Here is a 23,031-nt window from a genome sequence, read left to right on the forward strand (position 1 = left end):
GGGAGGCGACGGTGACCATGATGCCAGCAGCACAATTTCCCGAGTTCAAAAACCGAACCGTGCTGGTGACCGGCGGCGGATCAGGCATCGGTGCTGCGATCGTCGAAGGTTTCGCGCGCCAAGGCGCCAAGGTCTCATTCATCGATATCGCCGAGGCCGCCGGCCGCGAGCTCGCCGAAAGGCTGTCGCGGGAGACCACGCATCCGGTCTCCTTTCACCATGCCGACCTGCGCGACATCGAGGCGATCCGGCGCACGGTCGATACCGTCATTACCAGGTCAGGGCCGATCCGCGTGCTGGTCAACAATGCCGCCTGGGACGACCGCCATGAATTTGACGCGGTCACCGAGGCCTATTGGGACAATAACCAGGCGGTCAACCTCAAGCATGTGTTCTTCACCTCGCAGGCAGTCGTGCCGTCGATGCGGACGGCCGGCGGCGGGGCGATCATCAATATGTCGTCAATCGCCTTCAAGCTGAACATGGGTGGTTTTCCCGCCTATGCGGCCGCCAAGGCAGCGGTCGTCGGACTGACGAAGAGCCTGGCGGGCAGGCTCGGGCCGGAGAATATCCGGGTCAATTGCATCCTGCCCGGCATGGTGGTCACCGAGCGGCAGATGCAGCACTGGCTCACCGAGGAGAGCATTGCGCGCTCGATCGAGGATCAGTGCCTGAAAGTCGCGCTCAAACCCGATGCGATCGTCGGTCCCTGCCTGTTTCTTGCATCCGACTGTGCGGCTGGAATGACCGCCCAGTCCCTGATTGTCGATGGAGGCGTTCTGTAATGGCAAATCCCGCTTATGTCGCGGTGGACTGGGGCACCAGCAGCTTTCGGCTCTGGCTGATCGACAGAGACGGCACCGTCCTTGCCGAACGTCGCAGCGGCGAAGGCATGACGAGCGCGGCAAAGACCGGCTTTTCCGCGGTGCTTGCCAGCCATCTCACCGCCATCGAGGCGCCGGAAAACCTGCCGGTGATCGTCTGCGGCATGGCCGGCGCCAGGCAGGGCTGGGTTGAGGCCGGTTATATCGACGTGCCGGCGCCGCTCGTCTCGATCCTGACCGGGGCGGTCTCCGTGCCAGGCGAAAGCCGCGACATCCGCATCCTGCCGGGCCTTGCCCAGCGGGACATGGCGAGGCCCGACGTCATGCGCGGTGAGGAAACCCAGCTTCTCGGCGCGCTCGGCCGCGCAAGCTCGGGGGCGCAGGCGGTCTGTATGCCCGGCACGCATTCGAAATGGGTGCATGTGACGGACGCCAAGGTCACCGGCTTTTCGACCTTCATGACCGGCGAGCTTTTCGACGTCGTCAGCAAACACACGATCCTTTCGCACGCCGTTGCCGGCGCGGGAGAGCGGCAGGCGGATGCGGCAGCCTTCGAGGCGGCGGTCTCGGCCGCTTTTACGCGCCCGGCCCTTGCCTCCAACCTGCTGTTCACCGCCCGCTCGGGCCAGCTCCTTCACGGCATATCAGCCGCTGCCGCGCAAGCCCGGCTTTCCGGCACGCTGATCGGCCTCGAGATCGCCGGGGCGCTGCAGGATGCGGCAAACGGCACCGACATCACCCTCGTCGCCTCCGGGCGGCTGCAGGCACTTTACGAACAGGCCTTCAGAACCCTCTCCCTTGCCTTCACCGCCATCGACGCCGACGCCGCCGTGCGCCGCGGGCTTTCGGCTGCCGCCGAATCCATCTGGCCGAATTGAGAAAGCTGACACGATGAACCGCATCCCCTTCCCCGATATGAAGCGCCCGCTGATCGCCATCCTTCGCGGCATCCGGCCTGACGAGACCGAAAGCGTCGTCGGTGCTCTGATCGAAAATGGCCTGACGGCGATCGAGATTCCGCTCAACTCGCCGGAACCGTTCAAGTCCATCGAGATCGCCGCAAAGATGGCGCCGGCCGAGGTGCTGATCGGCGCCGGCACGGTGTTGACCGTCGAGGCGGTCGACAGCCTGCATGCGGCCGGCGGCAAGCTGCTCGTCACCCCGAATGTCGAGCCTGAGGTGATCATCCGGGCGCGCGAATATGGCATGGTGACGATGCCGGGTGTCTTTACGCCGACCGAGGCGCTGGCGGCAGCGCGCGCCGGGGCCACCGGTCTCAAATTCTTTCCGGCAAGCGTGCTCGGCCCTTCCGGCATCACGGCGATCCGGGCAATCCTGCCGGCTGAGCTGATGATTGCCGCCGTCGGCGGTGTGTCGGACAAGAATTTCGGCGATTATACCAAGGCCGGCATCTTCTCCTTCGGCCTCGGCACCAGCATCTACAAGCCAGGAATGACCGCATCAGAGGTTGCCGAGCGCGCCAAGGCGACCATTTACGCCTATGATGCAGCCATTGGGAGCGTGAACGTATGACCGATATTTATGAGTTCGAGGGCAAAACACTTTGCAATACCAATTCCGTTCTCGGTGAAGGCCCGACCTATGATCCGGACAGCAATACCGTCTGGTGGTTCAACATCCTCGGCAAGGAACTGCACGAGCTCAATCTTTCGACGGGCGCGAAAAAGGTGCATCCGCTGCCTGTGATGGCGAGCGTGCTTGCACGCATCGACGCAGCGCGGCAGCTGATCGCGACGGAAGAAGGGCTTTTCGTGCGCGACGTGGCAAGCGGCAACCTCACCTTCTACGCCGCGCTCGAAAACGACAGGCCGGAAAACCGTTCGAACGACGGCCGCACGCATCCTTCCGGCGCGCTCTGGATCGGCACGATGAGCAAGCGGGCGGAAAACCAGGCCGGCGCCATCTATCATGTCGCCAGCGGCAAGGTGACGAAGATTTTCAACGGCATCAGCATCCCGAATTCGATCTGCTTCTCGCCTGACGGCACGATCGGCTATTACACGGATTCCCGCATCAACCGGCTGATGCGAGTCATGGTCGATCCGCTGACCGGCCTGCCCTCGGGCGAGCCTATCGTGCTGGTCGACAGCATGAACGAGCCCGGCGACATCGACGGCTCGGTGGTCGATGCCGACGGTTATATCTGGAATGCGCGCTGGGGTGCGGGTGTCGTCGACCGCTACAATCCCGATGGCCTGCGTATTTCGCGCTACAAGGTCCCCGCCGTCCAGCCTTCCTGCCCTGCCTTTATCGGCGTCAATGCCGACCGGCTTGCGGTAACGACCGCCTGGGAAGGGCTCGACGAGGATGCCCGTTCGGCCCAGCCCAGTGCCGGCGCGCTTCTGGAGCTCGGCATCGAGGTCAAGGGCGTGTTTGATCCCGTCTATGTGCTCTGAACACGGGGGGCCGAGGCCATCTGAGGCGCTCCCCGACCGGGGCGCCTTTTCTGGGTTTGGCGGCAGCTCCTCGATAAATGTTCCGTGAGAATCGAGAAATTTTCCGTGTTTTCAACCGGAACCAATCGGCCCACCACTCATTTTCCTTTCGAACCGGCGCTGCAATCAAACAGGCGTTGCCGGTCAGTGATTACTCCAGGGAAATGAAAGTAGGTTCGAAATGACACGCAAACTCTTGACGACCGTTGCCGCTGGCGCACTGTTTGCCACGGCTTTCGCACCGGCGGCATTTTCGCAGGCGGCGCCGCAGCCAGCGAATCCCGCCGCTCCAACCCAGGCAGCTCCGGCCAACCCGGCAGCACCTAAGCCGATGACGCCCGATGTCACCAAGCCCGCAGGCGATGCCGCACAGGCTCCGGCCGCAGCACCGACCGCAGACACAGCTCAGGTCGGCTATCTGACGGAGCAGGCTCCGGATCAGATCAGTGCCAACACCTATATCGGCCAGTCGGTCTATAACGCCAAGAATGAAAGCATCGGCAGCGTCAACGACCTGATCATGAAGAAGGACGGCGGCATTGTTGCTGCGATCGTTGGCGTCGGCGGCTTCCTCGGTATCGGCGAAAAGGATGTCGCCGTTCCGATGGAAAAGATCACCGTCGCGCAGAACACTCAGGACGGCAGCGTCAAGCTGACGACCAGCGAAACGGCTGAATCGCTGAAGGCCGCACCGGAGTTCAAGACGCTGGCAATGCAGTCGGCCGAAAGGGCTCCGGCTCCGGCTGCGAACGGTACCGATACCACGGCGACCGGCTCGACCACGCCTAAATAATCCGTGCGCGGTAGTATAGCGTAGGCGATGGCGCTCCTAGAACTGGATGCTTTTAGGCCAGATCGGCCTAAAAGCATCATGCTCTAGGGGCGCCATCGTTTTATGGGGCGCCATCGTTTTATGCGCTGACACGCTCCATCATAGTCGGATCGTAGTAGTTCTCGTGTAGGAAGCGCAGCGTGGCGATACCATCGGCCGGACGGCCGAAGTGATAGCCCTGGCCCATGCCACAGCCGAGCATACGCAACTTCACTGCCTCCGCATAATCCTCGATGCCTTCCGCCACGACCTCCAGCTCCAAACCCTCGCACATGGTGAGGATCGCCTTGATGATGTGTTCGGAGGCGCGATCGGAATTGATGCGCGAGACGAAGGCACGGTCGATCTTGATCTTGTCGAAGATAAAGTCGCGCAGGCGTCCGAGGCTCGACTGGCCGGTGCCGAAATCGTCGAGCGAGATGCGCACACCGGCGGCGCGCAGATCGGCGATGATCCGATGAGCGGTATCGGCCGAACTCATCACGGCGGTCTCAGTGATCTCCAGCTCCAGCCGATGCGGATCGAAGCCGACGCGGCCGAGGATCGACAGGACGCTGCTGCTCGTTCCCGGATCCATCAGCTGGGCCGAGGATAGATTGAACGACAGAAAGAGTTCGCGCGGCCAGGACAATGCTGCTTCGGCGGCTTTACGCAGCAACGCCTCCGACAGCGCATCGATGAAGCCGCGCTCTTCGGCGAGCGGCACGAAGACGCCGGGCGGCACGAAGCCGAGATCGGGGTCGTTCCAGCGGGCGAGCGCCTCAAAGCCGACGACCTGATTGTTGGACAACGAGACGATCGGCTGGAAATGCACGTCGATCGCATCCGAGATGATGGCGTTTCTGAGCGCCTGCTCCAGTTGCGTCGCGCGTTTCATTTCCTGCGCGATCTCGCGCGAATAGACGGTGATCTGGCCGCGACCGCGGCGCTTGGAGCGGTAGAGGGCGGTTTCGGCACTCTTCAGCAGTTCCTCGCAATCCTCTCCGGCGAACGGATAGATAGAGAAGCCGAGGGAAGCGGAGAGACGGACGTTGCGGTCACCGAGGTCATAGGGGGCTGATAGCACCTCGCGGATCATCTGGCCGAACTTCTCGGCACTCGCCCGCTCGAAGATCAATGGCAGCACGAAGGCGAATTCGTCACCATCGTGGCGGGTGACAAGCGCGCCGTCCGGAATACAGGCCCTGAGACGATGAGCGACCTGACAGAGGATTTCATCGCCGGCTGTCGAGCCGAACAGGTCGTTGATCGGCTTGAAGCTGTCGAGGTTGACGATGCCGATGGTGAAGGGGGCCGGATCGCTGGCGCGCTCGGAAGAGATCTGCAAGACCTTGTCCCGCATGCGATTGCGGTTTCCCAATCCGGTCAGCGGATCGGTGTAGGCCATCGCCTGAAGCTCATTCTGACCCACGGTCAAGAAAGCTATTTCCGCCGATTTTATCATGCAAACCCGAGCTTTCCCCCGCAGCTATGCAAAAGAATGACCGGCATGTCTTAACAATTCGATAGGAAATCAGCGACCTCTGCCGCCTGGAACACCCAAAATCTAGGAGTTGACGGGTATTTCTGTTAGAGCGGTTCAGCTTCTCATGGAAGCGCCGAACCGCTCTAACATTTGTTTTACGCAATTCCGGACGGAAAACCGCTTCACACTTTTCCTGAAATTGCTCTAAAGCGCGTCGCGATCTTTCAGATTCGCTCCTCGCGCTTTAGGTCTTTGTTTTCACGCATGTCGTTAGCGCAAAACCGCTGCACACTTTTGCGCGACATGCTTTAGTTTCGCGCCCGCAAAGCCTCGCCCATCAGGTACTTCTGAAATACCATTTCGAGCATGTCCGGGCTGACGGGTTTCATGATGACGTCGTCCATGCCTGATTTGACGCATTCGGCGCGGTCGCGCTCGAAGGCCTGGGTGAGCACGCCGATGATCGGGGTGCGGGTTCCGCCGCCGGTTTCCTCCATCTGCCGGATGAGGCGGGCGGCCTCGAAACCGTTGAAACCCGGCAGGGAAATATCCATCAGTACGATCTGCGGCCGGTGCTCGGCCCAGAGGCGCACGGCCTCGTCGCCGGTCGCCGCAAGCATATGGCGGTAGCCGAGGCCTTCAAGGATCTGCGAGAAGACGATCTGGTTGATATCGTTGTCTTCGGCGACAAGAATCTGCAGGCCGACCACATCGTCGGACGTGCTGATTTCCCAATCCGCATCCGAACCGGCGGCGCTGCGGCTGTTGCGGTTGAAATGGCGGGCGATCTGGAATGTGAGCTCGTTGGCGATCTGGAAGCCGTCCATGACGAGCGCCGGGATGCCGTATTGCTCGGCAAGCTCGAGGCAGCGCATGCCCATCTGGTTGTCGATGATCAAAAGATCGAGCGAGATGCCGGAGGAGGTGGCGATTTCCAGGAACCGCTCCTCTTCGTCCTCGCCGCGGACCGAGCAGGATTCGAAGCCGTATTTCGTCAGTGTCCGCAGCGCGGCGGTTTCGGCTGCGAGGTCGGCGGTGACGACGAGGACCTTGCGGCCGGAGAAATTCTCCGGAACAATCGCTTCCATCGCCGCTGGTTCGCGCCGCTCGACGCTCGTTGGTACCGGCACATAGGCGCGGCGATAGCTTTGATTGCTGGAGGCGGTGATCGCGGACGCTTGGCCGAACTCGTCGAGATCGGCGCCGTCGCGCGGCAGGTCCTGCGTGGTCGACACCAGGAAATAGCGGCCGGGCTTGCCGATGCGATGTTTGCGGCTGACGATGTCGCGCTCGATACCGTCGCGGGAGATCTGACGCTGGCGGGAGACGGACATCTCGCCGGTCTCCAGCACGTGGCGATCGCTCTCCTCGAAGCGCTTGGCGATCTCCTCTGAAAACAGATCACCGCTCTTACGGCCGAGCACCTCGTCGGCGCTCGTCTGATATTTCTCGCAGAAGGCGAGATTTACCGCGACATAGGTGAGGTTGCGATCCTTGACGAAAAGCGGAAACGGCAGATTGTCGAGAATGTCCTCGGTGAGCTGCACGCGCTCCAGATCGGAGCGCCATTGCTCTTCGCGCTTCTTGTTCTCGGAAATGTCGGAGATGATGGTGACGCCGTAGCCGCCCGGCAGCCTGCGCTTGACGAAGCGGACCCAGCTGTCGGTGCCATGGCGCTCGACAGCGTCGAAACGCTCGCGCCAATGGGAGGCGATTTTCTCCGACAGCCAGTCTTCGCGGCTGAGCGAGCCACCTCGCCTGACATCATACTGCTGGCGAATGCCGGTGTCGTACATTGCGCCGAGGAAATCGCGAAGCCGCGTGCCCGGCTTCAGCATTTCGGCGGGCAGCGGAAAGAATTCGAGAGTCTGGCGGCTTGCGAAGATGAGATGATCGTTCTTGTCGTAGATGATGAAAGCTGCGGAAAGGCTGTCGCACACGACATCGAAAAGCGCCGTCTGCAGATCGGCCTCGGCGGGAGCCCCATCGATTCCTGATGATGTGTCCGCCTTTTCGAAGCCGGCACTCATTCTATTCCGTCCCACATCTGTTCGATTTCGCAGCTTCCGGAGGCATATGAATAGAAATGCCATTTTTATGTTAAAACCGGCTTAACATTACCTACCCCCACATTTGGGGAAGCCCCCGGATCACGGTTCGGGAAAGCGCTTGGAAAGCCCTTCCCTCCGGCCCGCGAATCTCCGAAAATAGCCCATGGCCATCAGACAGCTCTCCGAAACGCTCATCAACCAGATCGCCGCCGGCGAAGTCATCGAACGGCCGGCGAGCGCTGCCAAGGAACTGATCGAAAACGCGCTCGACGCGGGGGCGACGCGCATCGAGATCGCCACATCAGGCGGCGGCAAGGCGCTGCTGCGCGTCAGCGACAATGGCTCGGGCATGGACGCGGCCGATCTGGAACTGGCGGTCAGGCGCCACTGCACTTCGAAGATCTCCGAGACGCTCGAGGATATCCGCACGCTCGGCTTCCGCGGCGAGGCGCTGCCCTCGATCGGCTCGGTTGCAAGGCTCAGCATCGCAAGCCGCAGGCGCGACAGCGCCGGCGGCCACGAGATCGCCGTTGCCGGCGGCAAGATCGCGCATATCAGGCCGGCTGCCGCCAATCCCGGGACGATCGTCGAAGTGCGCGACCTGTTTTTTGCCACACCCGCCCGCCTCAAATTCCTGAAGACGGAGAAAGCCGAGGCTGGCGCCATCACCGAGATCGTCAAGCGCATGGCGATCGCCTTTCCGGCCGTGCGCTTCGTGCTGTCGGGCTCGGACCGCACGACGCTGGAATTCCCGGCAACCGGCGATGATCATCTGGCGCGCATGGCGCAGGTACTCGGCAAGGAATTCCGCGACAACGCCATTGCGCTCGACGCCGTGCGCGAAGAGATCTCGCTCACCGGCTTTGCCGGCGTGCCGACCTTCAATCGCGGCAACTCCGCCCATCAATACGCCTTCGTCAACGGCCGGCCGGTGCAGGACAAGCTGATCCTCTCGGCGATCCGCGGCGCCTATGCCGAGACGATCCCATCCGGACGCCATCCGGTGGCGGTTCTGTCGATCACGCTTGATCCCGCTCTGGTCGACGTCAACGTGCATCCGGCAAAATCCGACGTGCGGTTTCGCGACCCTGGCCTGGTGCGCGGCCTGATCGTCGGCGCCATCCGCGAGGCCTTGGCGCGCGACGGCAGCCGGGCGGCGACGACCGGGGCGAGCGACATGCTGCGTTCCTTCCGCCCCGGCTTCCAGCCGAATAGCCAGCGGCCGCAAACGCCATGGTCGGCCGAAACGTCGCCCTCCCGGCCCTATCAGCCGACAACGGGTTTCGGCGAGCGGCCCCAGGCGTCCTTCGACGGACTTTCGATGCCGACGGCGCGAGCCGAGCCGCAATTTTCGCCGCAGCCGGCAGCGACCGAACCAAATGCACGGTATCCGCTCGGCGCGGCACGGGCGCAGATCCACGCAAACTACATCGTCGCCCAGACCGAGGACGGGCTCGTCATCGTCGATCAACATGCCGCGCATGAGCGGCTGGTCTTCGAAGCGATGCGCAAGGCGCTGCATTCGAAGCGGCTGGCCTCGCAGGTGCTGCTCATCCCCGAGATCATCGACATTCCGGAAGAGGATTGCGACCGGCTGATGCAGCATGCGGCCGAGCTTTCCGAACTCGGCCTGGCGATCGAGCGTTTCGGCCCGGGCGCGATCGCCGTGCGCGAGACGCCTGCCATGCTCGGCGAGGTCGATGCGCATGGCCTGATCCGCCAGCTCGCCGACGAGATTGCCGAATGGGACACGGCGTCCGGCCTGTCGGCCAAGCTCGAATATGTGGCGGCGACCATGGCCTGCCACGGGTCGGTGCGCTCCGGACGGCGATTGCGGCCGGAGGAAATGAACGCGCTGCTGCGGGAGATGGAAGTGACGCCCGGCTCCGGCCAGTGCAATCACGGCCGGCCGACCTATATCGAATTGAAGCTCAGCGATATCGAACGGCTTTTCGGCAGAAGCTAAAAAAGCTGGAAAAGCAGCCCTTGCGGGAGTATGGCAGACGGATGACAGACTGCAGGGAACGGAGCGCATGAATTTGTTCGAAGGACACGGAAACCGCGAGGCGAAGATCCGGTATCTCGATGGCGATTTCCAGATTCTCTCGCCCGGCTCCTATGTCGTCTGCGCGATGACGGGAAAACAGATCCCGCTCGACGAATTACGCTATTGGAGCGTCGCCCGGCAGGAGCCCTATGCCGACGTGATCTCGGCAATCGATGCCGACAAACGCGCCGGTGTGCTGCCGAACCAGCGGCGCTAGAGCCTTTCCGGGTTAGATTGAAGCATTCTGCCGGAGCAGGTTTTCGTCAGGGCAGAGGCGATTGGCGAAGGGCATACCCCTTGGTACGTCCGAGCCGATCGCCTTTGATCCTGGTGGAAAGATGCCCGGCCCTTCGGGTTGGCTGAAACGGGCCGGCTGATCGACCGGCCGGCTTGGCCGTAGAGCTTGGCTACGACGCGCGCCGGCCGGTCGACCATCCGACTCCGTTTGAGCCAACAGAATACTTCAATCTAGCCCGGAAAGGCTCTAGCTGCTGCCATCTGCGTCGGAGGTTCTGGCTGTGATGGTTCTCCGGTCTGCAGCCCGGAGCTGCTCCAGGGAGAATATCCGCTCCGGTTACCCGGCGACTTGAAATATCATAGGCTCATCCACGACAACGCCCGTATCGGCTGGCCAACGTGGCTCCGGGCCGCAAGGCTCGACGATATCATTCCCGACAGCGGGGAGGTTTGACTCCCCGCCTACGCGATCGACATGGGGCAACGGTTCACTTGAATTTTGCCATATTCTCAGGCGTCACGAGCGCAGCGCCGGAATCGATCAAAGACTCAACCTTCTCTCCGCGAATCGATTTTACCAGCGCATCCACACCGAGTTCAGCCATCTTGGTGGGGAACTGCGCCACCGACGCATCCTCGACTCCACTCTTCAGCGCTTCCTCTTCGCCGCAGCAGAAATCGAAACCGACCAGCACAATCTTGTCATTGGCAGTGCCAGCGTTCTTGATTGCGCGCGCCGCGCCAGCAGCGGGCGGGCCGCAAGCGGCATAAATGGCCTTGAGATCCGGGTTTTTCGTGAGCAGATCCTCGGCGACACTGATCCCTAACTCCTCGGTGCAGTTTGTTGCGCCTTTCCCGACGATCTTGACGTCAAGGCCGTTCAGCCCTTCAAGCATACCGTTTACGCGGTCATCAAGCGCCGGCACACCGGGCACGCCCTCGAGAATCCCGAGCGTATCGCCGGCTTTAAGAACAGTCTTGAGATATTCGCCGGCGATTTTGCCCGCAGCGAAATTATTGGTCGTGGCAAGCGCCGTCCTGCCTTTCCAATCCGGAATGTTGTTATCCATCAGCACGACCTTGACGCCGGCCGCCACCGCCTTGTCCAGCGCAGTCGACACGGTAGGATCGACTGGCGTGAGGGCAATGCCCTGCACGCCTCGTGTCACCATGGATTCGATCTGTGCAATCTGGCCCTCGATGTCGGTTGCTGATGTGCCCTGCCCGTAGATGATCTCGACGCCGGGATTTCTCTTCGCATAATCTTTGGCGGCGTTCTCCATTGTTGCGAAGAACGGTACAGGGAATTTGGTTATAAAGCCGAGCTTGACCGGCTCCTGCGCCAAGGCCGGCACTGCAGCGACGGCCAGAAGCGCAAGAGCTCCCAGCAGGGATTGCGGTTTCATGATAGACCTCCCATGTTTCGACCGCCCTCCTCTAGAGCGATCTCGTTGCCCACTGCCCCAATGAAGCAGCGATCTCCCTTAAGCCTCGGCGCCGACAATCATCGCGACAAGGTCCTGCTTGTTCGCTTCCGTCGGCTTCAGTTCACCCACCTTGCGACCCTGCCGCAGCACAACCGCCCGATCGGCGATTTCGACGACATGTTCCATGTTGTGCGTGATGATGATCACGGCATTGCCGTCGGCCTTGAGCTGATGGATGAGGTCAAGAACCTGGCGAGACTCGCGAAGACCGAGGGCGGCCGTTGGTTCGTCAAGGACCACCAGCTTGCGCGCAAAAACAATGGCGCGCGCGACGGCGATCGCCTGCCGCTGCCCCCCAGACATCAGCGCGACCGGCGCGTCGAATCTCGGCAGTTTAACCTTCAGGCGATCGATGACACTTGCTGCCTCCCGCTTCATCGCGCCCGTGTTGAGGAAGCGGAGCGGACGCGGCAGCCAGGAGGGGAAAGAGATTTCTCGTCCGCAATAGAAATTCTGCACCGGGGTCAGGTTGTCGAAAAGCGCCAGATCCTGATAGACGGTTTCAATACCGGCGCGGCGGGCGGCCGCCGTTGAATGGAGCGATACGGGCGCACCATCCACGAGGATCTCTCCCTCGTCGAGACTATGAAGCCCACTGATGCATTTGACGAGCGTCGACTTGCCGGCGCCATTGTCACCCAAGAGAGCGGTTACCTCACCTGCATAGGCGTCAAAGCTTACATTTTTCAGGGCATGGATGGCGCCAAAGCGCTTCTGGGCGTTTCGAACCGAAAGTGCCGGTGTGGTCGATGCCGGGTTCATTGCACTCTCGCCGATTGAAGCACACGCGCGCGCGCCTCGAGATGGTTACGAAGCACGTCGGCCTCTACGGCGATGACGATGACGAGCCCAATCGCGATCATTTGAAAGAACACGTCGATCCCGAGAAGGTTAAGGGCGTTGCGGATAACGCCGATCAGCACGGCGCCGATCAGGGCGTGGCCGAGATGGCCTCGTCCGCCAAGGAAGCTGGCACCACCGATAATCACTGCAGCAATCGTGTCGAGTTCCAAAAGGTTGCCGTAGATTGGCGAGGCGGCGGCGGTCCGTCCTGCGAGCAGCACCGCGCCGACACCTGCACAAAAGCCGCAAATAACGTAGGTTGCGAGCAGAACACCCTTTACCGGTATACCCATGCTTCTGGCGGCATTCGGCGCGCCACCGACCGCATAGACCCATCGGCCAAAGACCATCGACTTCGTCAGGATCAGAAAAAGAAGCCCGAACATCGCAACGGCAAAGAAGGAATTGGGCACACCAAGCGTCGTACCGCCGCCGATTGCAGTCACTGCATCGGGCATGCCGCGCATGGTGGTGTGGCCGGGCGCCAATGCAAGTGCCAGGCCGCGGCAGATGCTCAAGGTCGCAAGTGTAATGATAAAGGGGTGTGGCAGCCGGCCATAGACAAAGACCAGGCCGTTGACCGCACCGATAGCAGCACCGGCAATCAGCATGGCCATAATGACGACGACCGAGGAATCGACCTGCTGGTAGACCAGCCCGCCGATGACCGTCGCGAGCGCAAGATTCGAGCCGACAGACAGGTCGATGCCGCGCGTCAGGATAACGAGCTGCTGCCCCATTGCCACAACAGCAATCACTGCTGTCTGGGCCAGGATGTTCCCGAGATTAACGGGCTTTAGAAACGCCGGCGTGATCAAACTGACGACGGCGATGAGCATAATCAGGATCAATAGAGGGCCCAGGCTCAATAGCCTCAGCCCCAAAGTGATGCCGGATTGTCTCGGATGGAAAGCGGCATCCTGCGAACCACCAGGCCGCGACGAATTCTGAGGCAGAATCCCGGAGTCTTCCAAATTCCCCTAGCCTCCCCCGTTTTTTATACATAAGAAACATATGATACACGTGCGTCAACTTGTTTTTTATGGATAAGTAACCATGCCAGGAGTTGTGCCATGCGAACGGATACGACCTTCAAGCGGGCATTCAATGATATGATCGATATCATTCGGACGCTCGATCTTGGGGAGGAATTGCCGTCCGAAAATGCACTGCGCGCCCAGCTTGGCGTGAGCAGAACAACGGTGCGGAAGGTGCTGGCCGGGATGTCCGCACGTGGGATCATCAAATCTGAAGCGCACAGGCGGATCATAGGTGAACAACCGCAGCAGATAGCGCGCTATCCGAAGGAAGAGACCTTAGCCATTTCCGAACAGGTCGAGACGAGCTTCATGGAATGGATGCTGCGCGGCGATGCCTGTCCGGGTACAGAAATCAATGAGACGGAATTGGCTCGGAAGTTCGGCGTCGCGACAACGATTGTCCGTGAGTTTCTCAATCGATTTCAGAAATATGGGCTGATCGAGAAGCGTCAGAATGCGGGCTGGGTTTTTAAAGGGTTCACAGCCAGTTTCGCACTCGAATTGTTCGAGATCAGAGAGATGTTCGAAATGCGCTCCGCACGGCTTTTCGCTGCCCTGCCCGACGGGTCGCCCCTCTGGAAACAGATCCAATCCATGCGGGCGGCACATTTGGAACTGCTCGCGGATATCGACGCTCGGTTTCAGGATTTTTCGGAGCTGGACAGCCGCTTCCACCGGCTGATTACGGCAGTCGCGCCAAACCGCTTTATCGAAAGCTTCCAAGACGTGATAGCCATGGTCTTCCACTATCACTATCAGTGGAACAAGCGTGATGAACGCGCGCGGAATGAGGTCGCCATTAGCGAACATCTCGCGCTGATCGAAGCCCTCGAAAGCCGCAATATCGCGTTGATCGATCGCGCATACCGGTTGCATCTGACTTCCGCCCGCGAAACTTTGCTTCACTCGATCGCCTGATCGCATTGCATATACGGATGTGCGCAGGACGAGACGTTTTGCAGCAGCTTGTTAGAGCGGCTCAGTCTTTCCCGGAATCGATTTAACCCCGGCCTTCATCTCCCGCAGCCGTCGCTCGCGGCAGGCGGCGATCGCCCGGTCGATGATGAGGCTGGGGGCGAGGTGATCCTCGAAAACCATATCGACCTCAATCACCCGGCTCTTTTCGGCGAGCCGCGCTGCCTTGCCGTGATGAGCGGAAAGGCGGACGAAATCCTTGGAGGTGGTGACGATCAGAAGGCCCTGCCGTTCGGCGGTCGTCAGGATGTCATCGATCTCCTCCTCGGTCAGGTGCTCGTGATCTCCGAAGGACTTGGCGACGACAATTTCGGCGCCGCGGGATTCGACCGTGCGGAAGAATTTGGCGGGATCGGCGATGCCGGCGAAGGCAAGCACCTTGCTGCCGGCCAGCGTATTGTCGCCGCGCACTTTCAGCGATGCGGTGAAATAGGGCTTCGCCGCGCGCGCCGCCATGCGGACGATCCTGTCGGCGGCATTGCCGCCGCCGACCTTCAGCAGCGCCGTCGCAGAGCGCAGCTGCTGGCGGACCGGAGCACGGACCGGGCCGCCCGGCACGATATGGCCGTTGCCAAGGCCGCGCGTCGCGTCGATGACCAGCAGGGCATAATCGATCGCCAGCCGGGCGCTCTGGAACCCGTCATCCATGATGATGAGATCGGCGCCCTCCGCCACCAGGCGCTGAGCCCCTTCGACGCGCCGGCGGGAAATCACCGTCAGGGCCTCCTGGGCAAGCAGCAAGGGCTCGTCGCCGACGGCAATCGCCCAGTGATGATCGGGATCGACCACGGTCGTCACATCGAGCGAGCCGCCGTAGCCCCTGCTGAGAAAGCCGGGCTTCAGCCCCTTCGCCTTGGCGGCGCGAGCGATCGTCAGCGCCGTCGGCGTCTTGCCGGCGCCTCCGACGGTGAAATTGCCGACGCAGATGACCGGAATGGGAACGGAGGCGCGACGCGCATGGGCCATGCGGTGGCCGGCGATACGGCCATAGAGAAAAGAAAGCGGCAGCAGCAGCCAGGCCCGCCAATCGGCTTTCCTCCACCAGAACGGCGGCGCTTCGGATATCATCTTGCCGTCCCGCTCCCCTGCCCGCCTCTGTTTACGGCCAGTCCCCTGCTTCTCGACGGAGGAATTGAGAAGCCAAAACCTGAAAAAATGCAAGCCCTTACCCGTCAGGCCGGCTGCAGGTCCGGCAGCAGGGTCTCGATGGCGGTGATATCGTCGAGCACATGATCGGCCGCAGCGGTCAGCGTCTCCCGCGAACCGGTGCCGGTCAGCACCGCAATCCGCAGGCCAGTGCCGGCATTCAGACCCATGTCCAGATCGTGATTGTTGTCGCCGACCATGGCGACCTCTTCAGGCGAAAGACCGGTCGCGGCACAGAAGCCGAGCACCATGCCCGGCTCCGGCTTGACGCCGAAACCGCTGTCGTAGCCGGCGATATAATCGACATAGCGGGCGAAACCGAAGCGTTCGGCCGTCTGGCGGATCGACCGTTCATTGTCGCTGGAGGCGACACCGAGCTTGAAGCCGCGCCGATGCAGCCGGGCGAAAAAACCGGCGAGGTCGGTCACCGGCACGGAAAATTCGGCGGCGCTGGAAAAGAGCTCGTCGAGGCGGACGGTCAACTCGTCGACATCGACCATCGAACCCGCGGCAACAAGGCCCGAAGCGATCTGGCGGGTATTGCCGGCTGCAAGCAGGCTGTCGGGAACGATATGGCCGGTCAGCGGATCCATACCGCAGGCCGAAAGCAGCTGGTTGGCGAGAAGCTCGTCCCCTTGGGCGGCGATGCGGGCAAGCTCGCGGTTGACCGGCAGCCAGCTCTCATCATAGTCGAGCAGTGTGCCGTCCTTATCGAAGAGGATGCCTTTGATAGGCGCCACAGCCGACATGTTCGCTCCTCAGACCTGGGCCGCGGCCTTGGGCAGCAACCGCGCCTTCACCGTCAGCGGATTGATATAGGGTTCCAGCCCCTTGACTGTCGCAGTCAGCGCACCGCGCATTTCGTGCACCGCGGTGATGCCGGCTTCGATCATATTGCGGCGGGCTTCGTCATTGGTCAGCAGGTAATGCACGCCCTTGGCCAGCATTTCGGTATCGCGCACCATGCGGGCGCTGCCGCTGCGGGCAAGCTTCTGATAGGCATCGCGGAAATTCTGCACGTGGCCGCCGGAGAGAATGGCGCAGCCGAGCATGGCGGGCTCCAGCGGGTTCTGGCCACCTTCGGCAAAGAGCGAGCGGCCGACGAAGGCGATTTCCGTCAGTCTCAAATAGAGGCCCATTTCGCCGATCGTATCGCCGAGAAAGATATCGACATCGGCGGACAAGACATCGTCGCGGGTGCGGCGGGCGACCTTCAGCCCCTGCTTGACCAGGGCCGCCTCGATCTCGTCGCTACGCTCGGGATGGCGCGGCACGATGATCGTCAATTGCCGGTCGCGCTCCCTCAACGCCCGGTGAACGATGGCGGCGGCGTTCTCCTCGCCGTCGAAGGTCGAGATCGCCGCCCAGGTCTTTCTCTCGCCAATCTGCTTCTTATAGCGGGCGAAGACAGCGCTGTCATAAGGTGGTGCGTCGGTATCGACCTTCAGATTGCCCGACGTGATGACGGGGACGGCGCCGAGATCGCGGAAACGTTCGGCATCGACATCCGACTGGGCGATGACGAGGGCAAGATTCTCGAACAAGGCTTCGGCGATCGCCGGGCGGCGGCGCCAGCGGGCGAAGGAGCGGTCCGACATGCGGGCATTGATCAGGATCTGCGGAATGCGGCGGCGGCCAAGCTCCAGCACCGTTGCCGGCCAGATCTCGGATTCGGCGATGATGGCGCAATCGGGCTGCCAATAGTCAAGGAAACGGCTGACGGAGGGCTTCAGGTCGAGCGGCACATATTGATGGATCGCTTCCTGGCCGAGGCGCTCGGCAGCGAGCTTGGCCGATGTGATGGTGCCGGTCGTCAGGACGACATGGATGTCGCGGCGGCGGATTTCGCGGATCAACGGGATGACGGCATTGGTTTCACCAACGCTTGCGGCGTGGAACCAGAGGAGCGGGCCCTGCGGCCGGTTGGCACTCGGATAGCCGAAGCGTTCCAGGCGGCGCGCCCGGTCTTCCTTGCCCTTGGCCGTGCGGTAGGTGATATAGAGACCGACGACAGGAGAGGCCACGGTTCCCGCCAGACGGTATGCGCTCAAACCGAAGCGCGCCATTCGGGAACTCATTGCGCCAGCCTCCGATCCAAACCGATCGACATCAAACCCATTCCCTCATTATCGTTGCGGCCGCAATGACCGATCAATTTGTTCAGAATGCGTCAGACAATCCGGATCGACGGGCGTCGATGCACGAAAACCCCGCTCGCCGAGCGGTCGGCCGCCAGCATTTGTCGAGGTCAGTTGCCCTTGGCCTTTTCCTGCGGATCAAGGAGACGATGCATGTGGACGATGAAGTAGCGCATATGCGCATTGTCGACCGTCTGCTGCGCCTTCGCCTTCCAGGCTGTCAGCGCCGTGGCATAATCCGGGAAAATGCCGACGATATCGAGACCCTGCAGATCACGGAACTGGACGTCATCGAGGCTTTCCAGTTCGCCGCCAAAAACGAGATGCAAAAGCTGCTTACCGGATTCAGTCATTTTTTGTTCTCTTTCTGCCTATTCTCCTCCGCCACCCCATCTGCGGGATTTTGACGAAAACGTCAACTGTCTCGTCGTCCCGCAAAGGCCGCGAGGAATTCGCCAAGGCGGGGCGTCGGGGCCGCGCAGAGGACTTTATGGGTGACATCGGCGCGGTTGTAGACGATCGGCTTGCCTTCGAGGTCGACGAGACCGCCGCCGGCGCAAACGAGGATCAGATCGGCGGCAGCGAGGTCCCAATCATGTGAATTGCCCTTGACGAAGGTGCCTTCCAGACGACCGTCCGCCACCATGGCGATGCGATAGGCGAGCGAAGGAATGTATTTCTCGCGCGTGACCCGGTCGCGAAACTCCGACGGGAAGGCCTTCAGCAGGTCTTCGCCGATCGCAAGGCGGCTCATCTCTTCCGGTCCGGCGGCCGAGACGGTGAAGGGGACGCCGTTCTTCAGCGCCACGCCGCCCTCGACCGCCTCATAAAACTCCTCGAGCGCCGGGGCATAGAGCACACCGGCGACCGGCCGGCCGCGATGAACCACCGCGACGCTGACGCACCAGACCTTCTGGCCGCCAAGGAAGGCGCGCGTGCCGTCGATCGGATCGATGATGAACAGCGTCTCGCGTGAGAGACGGTCGGCATCGTCCTCGGTTTCTTCCGACAGCCAGCCATAATCCGGCCGGGCTTTGCGCAGGATGGTCTCGAGAGTCTTGTTTGCGGCGAAATCGGCGGCGCTGACGGGAGAGCGATCCTTATTCTTCCACCAGACTTCAGGCGACTGGTTGAAGAAGCTGAAAGCGACGGCGCCCGCCTCTTTCGCAGCATCGGAGATCAGCGCGAGATCGCTCTGCCAGCGGGCCTTTTCCACGTCGCTCATCCCGTCAATCCGTTTCTCAATTCAATAGTGAGAGCATGATGTCGCCCGAAAACCGCTCACACTTTTCGGCATCATGCTCTAGCGCCCTGCGAGCGTCATGCCTTCGATGGCGAAGGTTGGCGCCGCAACGCCGAACTTGCGGTCGATGTCGTTTGCCGGCGTCAGGCGCATGAACATCTCCTTGAGGTTCGAGGCGATCGTCACCTCGGAAACCGGGAAGGTGAGTTCGCCGTTCTCGATCCAGAAGCCGGTGGCGCCACGGCTGTATTCGCCGGTGATCATATTGACGCCGTGACCGATCAATTCGGTGACATAGAAACCGTCACCGACGCTGCGGATCAAATCCTCCGGCGCGATGTCGCCGGGCTCCAGGGCGAGGTTGGTGGAGGAGGGCGAGACGGCAGTGCCGCCGCGCACGCCGCGGCCGTTGGTCTCCAGACCCAACTCGCGCGCGGTCGAGGTCGAGAGGAACCAGTGCTTCAAGACGCCGTCCTCGATCATCACCAGCCGCTCGCCGGACACACCCTCGCCGTCGAAGGGCCGCGAGGAAGGCCCCCGCACGATCAGCGGATCGTCGGTGATCGACAGGCCGGATCTCAGCACCTGCTGGCCCATCTTGTCGCGCAGGAAGCTGGACTTGCGGGCGACGGCAGCACCATTGATCGCACCGGCGATATGGCCGACGAAGCCGCGGGCGACACGCGGGTCGAAGATCACCGTGACGTCCTTGCCGGTCGGCACCTGGCGCGGATTGATGCGCTTGATCACCCGTTCGCCGGCGCGACGGCCGATTTCAGCGGGGTCGTCGAGCTCGGCATAATAGAGGCGGCTGTCGAAATCATAGTCGCGTTCCATGCCGGTGCCTTCGCCAGCGATGACGCTGACGGAATGGCCGAAACGCGAGGCCATGTAACTGCCCTCGAAACCGTGCGAGGTGACAAGAACGAGGCCACCCATGCCAGCCGACGCACCGGCGCCGGAGGAATTGGTGACACCCTTGACCGCAAGGGCGGCTGCTTCTGCGGCAAGGCTCGCCTCGCGCAACATCTCGGAGGAGACCTCGGTGGTGTCGAGCAATTGCAGGTCGGGATAGGATTTCGCAAGGCTCGCCTCATCCGCAAGGCAGGCGAAGGGGTCTTCCGGGGAAACCTTGGCCATGGCGACGGCGCGTTCGGCCAGCGCCTGGAGATCGAAGCCCGGATTGGCCGAAACGCTGGCGACACGCTTGCCGATGAAGACGCGCAGGGAAAAATCGTCGCTTTCGGAGGATTCCGTGCCCTCGACCTTGCCGAGGCGGACGCTGACCGATTGTGAGCGCGACCGGACGACGACAGCGTCGGCGGCATCGGCCCCTGCCTTCCTTGCCAGATCGATCAATTGACTTGCGCGGGAAAGAAGTGTCGAGGAATCAATTTCAGAGGACATGATTTGGCCTTTCCTTCGGCTTCCATTTATTGTGCACTCTCCAAAGCATCAAGGCCGCCGCCGCCGATTCTTTGTCGGGGCTGCTTGCTTGCTCCCTGCCGTTGAAAGAAATTGCCAGCATGTCAGCGCCCAATGCCCTTTTTTCCGAAACGATCCTGCTGCTTGGCGGCGCGGTGGTCGCCGCGCCGATCTTCAAGAAACTCGGGCTCGGCACGGTGCTCGGCTACCTCGCCGCCGGCATCGTCATCGGCCCGGTCTTCCACGGCATTACCGACGGCGAACAGATCCTCGCCGTCGCCGAACTTGGCGTCGTTTTCCTGCTCTTCATCATCGGGCTGGAGTTGAAACCCACCCGCCTCTGGCAGATGCGGCGCGACATCTTCGGTCTCGGCACGGCGCAGGTGGTGGTGACGGGGCTGGCGCTGACCGCACTTGCCTGGTTTTCCCAGGTTCTCGACTGGCGCGGCAGCATCATTGCCGGCTTCGGCCTGGCGCTGTCTTCGACGGCCTTTGCCATGCAGATCCTCGAGGGCGACGGCGACGTCAATACGAGGTATGGGCAGCGCTCCTTTTCGATGCTGCTGTTCCAGGATCTGGCGATCGTGCCGCTGCTGGCGCTGATCACCATCCTCGACGGCGGCGACAAGGGCAACAACGCGCCGCTCTTCGATTTCGCCGTCGCCGTCGGCGCGGTTGCGGCGATGATCGTCATGGGGCGCTACCTGCTGACGCCGCTTTTCCAGATCATCGCCCGCACCGGCGCGCGCGAGGCGATGATCGCCGCAGCCCTCTTCGTCGTCATGGGATCGGCGAGCCTGATGCAGCTTGCGGGGCTTTCGATGGCGATGGGCGCCTTCCTATCCGGCGTGATGCTTGCCGAATCCTCCTACCGGCACGAATTGGAGGCGGATATCGAGCCGTTCCGCGGCGTGTTGCTCGCCATCTTCTTCATCGCCGTCGGGCTGTCGCTGGAACTCGACGTCCTCGCTGACAACGCGCTCTTCATCATCGTCGCCGTGCCGATCATCATGGCCATCAAGGCGATCGTCATCTATGGGCTCTGCCGGATCTCGGGCTCCCCGCACAACGATGCGATCCGCATCGCCTTCCTGCTGCCGCAGGGCGGCGAATTCGGCTTCGTGCTGTTCACCGCAGCAGGTACGACCGGGCTGATGTCGACGAGCACCGCCTCGCTGCTGATCGCCATCGTCACGCTCTCCATGGCGCTGACGCCGATCGGGGCGGCCCTTTCGAAGCGGCTGCTCAACGGCGACGAACAGGAGGAACTGGACGAGGATTTCGAAGGCGCGGGCGCCGACGTGCTGATGGTCGGCTTCTCGCGTTTCGGCCAGATCGCCGCCCAGATCCTGCTTGCCGGCGGGCGCAGCGTCACCGTCATTGATTTTTCGGCCGACCGCATCCGCCAGGCCTCCTCTTTCGGCTTCCGCATCTATTTCGGCGATGGCGCCCGCAAGGACGTGTTGCGCTCGGCCGGCATCGACCGGGCAAAGATCGTGCTTGTCTGCACGCAGAAGAAGGAACTCACCGACAAGATAGTAGAGCTGGTGCAGGCCGACTATCCGCACACGCGGCTCTACGTGCGCTCCTACGACCGCATCCACTCAATCGAACTGCGCAACAAGGGCGTCGACTACGAACTGCGTGAAACGCTGGAATCGGGCCTGCTCTTCGGACGGCGAACACTGGAGGCGCTCGGCGTTTCCGAGGTGGACGCCTACGAAATCGGCGAGGATATCCGCAAGCGCGACGAGGCGCGCCTGGTGCTGCAGGTGTCCGAAGGATTGCAGGCCGGGCGCGACATGCTGTTTTCCCACCCCGTCCGCCCCGAACCGCTGGTCAAGCCGAAGCGCGCTGCCGATCCCTTCGAGGACGACCCGCTAGCTGGAACCGTGGATGCATCGGCGGACGCTTAGACGAAGGAATGGAGCATTATTTCTTCAGCCGAGCCTCAATTTCCCGGTCAAGGGCGAATTTCAGGTCGTCCTTGACGCCGACGGACATGGCGAGGACTTCGCGGGCCTTGAGGAAATCCATGACGCCGGTGCGGCCGACCGTCGGGCGCAGGAAGATATGCGGCGGGCGAAGCTTCAGCTTCAGCGAGATCGCCGTCTGCATCATCAGCTGGCCGGAACCGAAGATGCTCTCCATGCGGTTCGGAATATGGGTGCCGTCACCTTCCGGCGCGCCGACGACATCGATGCCGACGACGATGTCGGCAAGATCCATCAGGCATTCATAGGGCACCGGATTGCTGATGCCGCCATCGATCATCACGCGGTCGCGCAGGCGCACCGGCATGAAGACGGCGGGGATGGCGGAAGAGGCCGCGAGTGCGGGAAACAGCTCGCCCTGTTCGATGATGACTTCGCACTGCCCGTAATAATCCGTGGTGATGACCTTCATCGGGACCAGCAGATCCTCGAAGCGGGCCGGCAGCTCGGACGGCAGGAAGGCTTTCAGGATCCGCTCCAGATTGAACTGGCCGATGCGGATACCCTTGGCCACCGCATCGCGCACCGTCGCCGGCCTCAGGCCCCAGATGCGAGCGACGACCGCCGTCTTGTTGCCGACGGTCGTCAGCGCATGTTCGCGGATTTCGGCGCCGGACATGCCAGCGGCCATGCCGGCCGCCATGATCGCGCCGATCGACGAGCCTGATACCGCCACCGGGCGGATGCCGAGTTCATCGAGCGTCTCGATGACATGGATATGGGAAAGCCCACGCGCACCGCCGCCGCCAAAAGCGACTGCGACGGTCGGCACATCGCTGATCGCAGGCAATTTCGGGCTGATGATCTCTGCCTGCTGCACGCCCGCCC

The 23,031-nt window shown here is 62.0% G+C and carries 21 protein-coding genes; 9 read left to right on the forward strand and 12 right to left on the reverse strand.

Going from position 1 to position 23,031, the window contains the following annotated elements; genetic code table 11:
* Positions 1-17 precede the first annotated feature (17 nt).
* The 5 genes from ACIPSK_RS13575 (at position 18) to ACIPSK_RS13595 (ending at position 4,073) form a co-directional block, all read left to right on the forward strand.
* Entirely contained in the window at positions 18-785 is a 768-nt protein-coding gene (locus tag ACIPSK_RS13575; RefSeq protein ID WP_170262454.1) for an SDR family NAD(P)-dependent oxidoreductase, read from the forward strand.
* Positions 785-1,702 carry a 2-dehydro-3-deoxygalactonokinase gene (locus ACIPSK_RS13580; protein ID WP_162118895.1) on the forward strand — a complete coding sequence of 306 codons (918 nt, stop codon included), beginning with the start codon at positions 785-787 and terminating at the stop codon, positions 1,700-1,702. Before ACIPSK_RS13575 ends, ACIPSK_RS13580 begins: the two co-directional genes overlap by 1 nt.
* Positions 1,703-1,715: 13 nt before the next feature.
* On the forward strand, positions 1,716-2,357 hold the full coding sequence (locus ACIPSK_RS13585; protein ID WP_162118894.1) for a 2-dehydro-3-deoxy-6-phosphogalactonate aldolase: 642 nt from the start codon (positions 1,716-1,718) through the stop codon (positions 2,355-2,357).
* Entirely contained in the window at positions 2,354-3,241 is an 888-nt protein-coding gene (locus ACIPSK_RS13590) for an SMP-30/gluconolactonase/LRE family protein (protein WP_017963008.1), read from the forward strand. Before ACIPSK_RS13585 ends, ACIPSK_RS13590 begins: the two co-directional genes overlap by 4 nt.
* A 220-nt stretch (positions 3,242-3,461) precedes the next feature.
* On the forward strand, positions 3,462-4,073 hold the full coding sequence (locus ACIPSK_RS13595) for a PRC-barrel domain-containing protein (RefSeq protein ID WP_017963007.1): 612 nt from the start codon (positions 3,462-3,464) through the stop codon (positions 4,071-4,073).
* Between the two features lie 118 nt (positions 4,074-4,191).
* Here the strand turns inward: ACIPSK_RS13595 and ACIPSK_RS13600 are convergent, their stop codons facing one another.
* Both ACIPSK_RS13600 and ACIPSK_RS13605 read right to left on the reverse strand, forming a co-directional pair.
* Complete coding sequence (locus ACIPSK_RS13600) at positions 4,192-5,556, reverse strand: putative bifunctional diguanylate cyclase/phosphodiesterase (protein WP_017963006.1); 1,365 nt, start codon at positions 5,554-5,556, stop codon at positions 4,192-4,194.
* A 329-nt stretch (positions 5,557-5,885) separates the two neighbouring features.
* Positions 5,886-7,607: a response regulator gene (locus ACIPSK_RS13605; protein WP_162118893.1), complete on the reverse strand. Its 1,722-nt coding sequence runs from the start codon at positions 7,605-7,607 to the stop codon at positions 5,886-5,888.
* A 184-nt stretch (positions 7,608-7,791) separates the two neighbouring features.
* On the opposite strand from ACIPSK_RS13605, the gene mutL reads away from it, so the two are divergent.
* Complete coding sequence (gene mutL / locus ACIPSK_RS13610) at positions 7,792-9,594, forward strand: DNA mismatch repair endonuclease MutL (RefSeq protein ID WP_017963004.1); 1,803 nt, start codon at positions 7,792-7,794, stop codon at positions 9,592-9,594.
* 67 nt (positions 9,595-9,661) lie between these two features.
* Positions 9,662-9,892 carry a DUF2093 domain-containing protein gene (locus ACIPSK_RS13615; RefSeq protein WP_003545832.1) on the forward strand — a complete coding sequence of 77 codons (231 nt, stop codon included), beginning with the start codon at positions 9,662-9,664 and terminating at the stop codon, positions 9,890-9,892.
* Positions 9,893-10,400: 508 nt separating this feature from the next.
* Here the strand turns inward: ACIPSK_RS13615 and ACIPSK_RS13620 are convergent.
* The 3 genes from ACIPSK_RS13620 to ACIPSK_RS13630 form a co-directional block, all read right to left on the reverse strand.
* Positions 10,401-11,318 (reverse strand): sugar ABC transporter substrate-binding protein, encoded by a 918-nt coding sequence (locus ACIPSK_RS13620; protein WP_017963003.1) that lies wholly within the window; start codon positions 11,316-11,318, stop codon positions 10,401-10,403.
* A 78-nt stretch (positions 11,319-11,396) separates the two neighbouring features.
* Positions 11,397-12,161, reverse strand: coding sequence for an ATP-binding cassette domain-containing protein (locus ACIPSK_RS13625; RefSeq protein ID WP_162118892.1), 765 nt, complete (start codon positions 12,159-12,161; stop codon positions 11,397-11,399).
* Positions 12,158-13,216, reverse strand: coding sequence for an ABC transporter permease (locus ACIPSK_RS13630; RefSeq protein WP_210254223.1), 1,059 nt, complete (start codon positions 13,214-13,216; stop codon positions 12,158-12,160). Before ACIPSK_RS13630 ends, ACIPSK_RS13625 begins: the two co-directional genes overlap by 4 nt.
* A 99-nt stretch (positions 13,217-13,315) precedes the next feature.
* Between ACIPSK_RS13630 and ACIPSK_RS13635 the strand changes: the two genes are divergently transcribed.
* Positions 13,316-14,200 (forward strand): GntR family transcriptional regulator, encoded by an 885-nt coding sequence (locus ACIPSK_RS13635; protein WP_017963000.1) that lies wholly within the window; start codon positions 13,316-13,318, stop codon positions 14,198-14,200.
* A 51-nt stretch (positions 14,201-14,251) separates the two neighbouring features.
* Here ACIPSK_RS13635 and lpxK read toward each other — a convergent pair whose 3' ends face one another.
* From lpxK to ACIPSK_RS13665, 6 genes are all read right to left on the reverse strand, one after another.
* Entirely contained in the window at positions 14,252-15,325 is a 1,074-nt protein-coding gene (lpxK, locus tag ACIPSK_RS13640) for a tetraacyldisaccharide 4'-kinase (RefSeq protein ID WP_162118890.1), read from the reverse strand.
* Positions 15,326-15,429: 104 nt separating this feature from the next.
* Positions 15,430-16,152 carry an HAD family hydrolase gene (locus tag ACIPSK_RS13645; protein WP_162118889.1) on the reverse strand — a complete coding sequence of 241 codons (723 nt, stop codon included), beginning with the start codon at positions 16,150-16,152 and terminating at the stop codon, positions 15,430-15,432.
* 9 nt (positions 16,153-16,161) lie between these two features.
* Positions 16,162-17,481: a lipid IV(A) 3-deoxy-D-manno-octulosonic acid transferase gene (gene waaA, locus ACIPSK_RS13650; RefSeq protein ID WP_162118888.1), complete on the reverse strand. Its 1,320-nt coding sequence runs from the start codon at positions 17,479-17,481 to the stop codon at positions 16,162-16,164.
* 170 nt (positions 17,482-17,651) lie between these two features.
* Positions 17,652-17,894: a DUF4170 domain-containing protein gene (locus ACIPSK_RS13655; RefSeq protein WP_162118887.1), complete on the reverse strand. Its 243-nt coding sequence runs from the start codon at positions 17,892-17,894 to the stop codon at positions 17,652-17,654.
* Between the two features lie 62 nt (positions 17,895-17,956).
* Entirely contained in the window at positions 17,957-18,766 is an 810-nt protein-coding gene (locus ACIPSK_RS13660) for a 3'(2'),5'-bisphosphate nucleotidase CysQ (RefSeq protein WP_162118886.1), read from the reverse strand.
* 78 nt (positions 18,767-18,844) lie between these two features.
* Positions 18,845-20,191 carry a TldD/PmbA family protein gene (locus tag ACIPSK_RS13665; RefSeq protein ID WP_162118885.1) on the reverse strand — a complete coding sequence of 449 codons (1,347 nt, stop codon included), beginning with the start codon at positions 20,189-20,191 and terminating at the stop codon, positions 18,845-18,847.
* Between the two features lie 119 nt (positions 20,192-20,310).
* Here ACIPSK_RS13665 and ACIPSK_RS13670 point away from each other — a divergent pair, with 119 nt between their 5' ends.
* Positions 20,311-22,125 carry a monovalent cation:proton antiporter-2 (CPA2) family protein gene (locus ACIPSK_RS13670; protein ID WP_162118884.1) on the forward strand — a complete coding sequence of 605 codons (1,815 nt, stop codon included), beginning with the start codon at positions 20,311-20,313 and terminating at the stop codon, positions 22,123-22,125.
* A 16-nt stretch (positions 22,126-22,141) separates the two neighbouring features.
* Here the strand turns inward: ACIPSK_RS13670 and ACIPSK_RS13675 are convergent, their stop codons facing one another.
* Positions 22,142-23,023: a patatin-like phospholipase family protein gene (locus ACIPSK_RS13675; RefSeq protein WP_017962991.1), complete on the reverse strand. Its 882-nt coding sequence runs from the start codon at positions 23,021-23,023 to the stop codon at positions 22,142-22,144.
* Positions 23,024-23,031: the final 8 nt, after the last annotated feature.

The organism is Rhizobium sp. LARHSG275, from assembly GCF_052871115.1.

What these genes read in the sequence shown, in the direction of transcription:
- ACIPSK_RS13575 (WP_170262454.1), top strand. Translation starts at nt 18, where the DNA reads ATGATGCCAGCAGCACAATTTCCCGAGTTCAAAAACCGAACCGTGCTG.
- ACIPSK_RS13615 (WP_003545832.1), top strand. Translation starts at nt 9,662, where the DNA reads ATGAATTTGTTCGAAGGACACGGAAACCGCGAGGCGAAGATCCGGTAT.
- ACIPSK_RS13665 (WP_162118885.1), bottom strand. Translation starts at nt 20,191, where the DNA reads ATGTCCTCTGAAATTGATTCCTCGACACTTCTTTCCCGCGCAAGTCAA.
- ACIPSK_RS13645 (WP_162118889.1), bottom strand. Translation starts at nt 16,152, where the DNA reads ATGTCGGCTGTGGCGCCTATCAAAGGCATCCTCTTCGATAAGGACGGC.
- ACIPSK_RS13620 (WP_017963003.1), bottom strand. Translation starts at nt 11,318, where the DNA reads ATGAAACCGCAATCCCTGCTGGGAGCTCTTGCGCTTCTGGCCGTCGCT.
- ACIPSK_RS13625 (WP_162118892.1), bottom strand. Translation starts at nt 12,161, where the DNA reads ATGAACCCGGCATCGACCACACCGGCACTTTCGGTTCGAAACGCCCAG.
- waaA (WP_162118888.1), bottom strand. Translation starts at nt 17,481, where the DNA reads ATGAGTTCCCGAATGGCGCGCTTCGGTTTGAGCGCATACCGTCTGGCG.
- lpxK (WP_162118890.1), bottom strand. Translation starts at nt 15,325, where the DNA reads ATGATATCCGAAGCGCCGCCGTTCTGGTGGAGGAAAGCCGATTGGCGG.
- ACIPSK_RS13590 (WP_017963008.1), top strand. Translation starts at nt 2,354, where the DNA reads ATGACCGATATTTATGAGTTCGAGGGCAAAACACTTTGCAATACCAAT.
- ACIPSK_RS13600 (WP_017963006.1), bottom strand. Translation starts at nt 5,556, where the DNA reads ATGATAAAATCGGCGGAAATAGCTTTCTTGACCGTGGGTCAGAATGAG.
- ACIPSK_RS13585 (WP_162118894.1), top strand. Translation starts at nt 1,716, where the DNA reads ATGAACCGCATCCCCTTCCCCGATATGAAGCGCCCGCTGATCGCCATC.
- ACIPSK_RS13655 (WP_162118887.1), bottom strand. Translation starts at nt 17,894, where the DNA reads ATGACTGAATCCGGTAAGCAGCTTTTGCATCTCGTTTTTGGCGGCGAA.
- mutL (WP_017963004.1), top strand. Translation starts at nt 7,792, where the DNA reads ATGGCCATCAGACAGCTCTCCGAAACGCTCATCAACCAGATCGCCGCC.
- ACIPSK_RS13660 (WP_162118886.1), bottom strand. Translation starts at nt 18,766, where the DNA reads ATGAGCGACGTGGAAAAGGCCCGCTGGCAGAGCGATCTCGCGCTGATC.
- ACIPSK_RS13670 (WP_162118884.1), top strand. Translation starts at nt 20,311, where the DNA reads ATGTCAGCGCCCAATGCCCTTTTTTCCGAAACGATCCTGCTGCTTGGC.
- ACIPSK_RS13580 (WP_162118895.1), top strand. Translation starts at nt 785, where the DNA reads ATGGCAAATCCCGCTTATGTCGCGGTGGACTGGGGCACCAGCAGCTTT.
- ACIPSK_RS13635 (WP_017963000.1), top strand. Translation starts at nt 13,316, where the DNA reads ATGCGAACGGATACGACCTTCAAGCGGGCATTCAATGATATGATCGAT.
- ACIPSK_RS13595 (WP_017963007.1), top strand. Translation starts at nt 3,462, where the DNA reads ATGACACGCAAACTCTTGACGACCGTTGCCGCTGGCGCACTGTTTGCC.
- ACIPSK_RS13605 (WP_162118893.1), bottom strand. Translation starts at nt 7,607, where the DNA reads ATGAGTGCCGGCTTCGAAAAGGCGGACACATCATCAGGAATCGATGGG.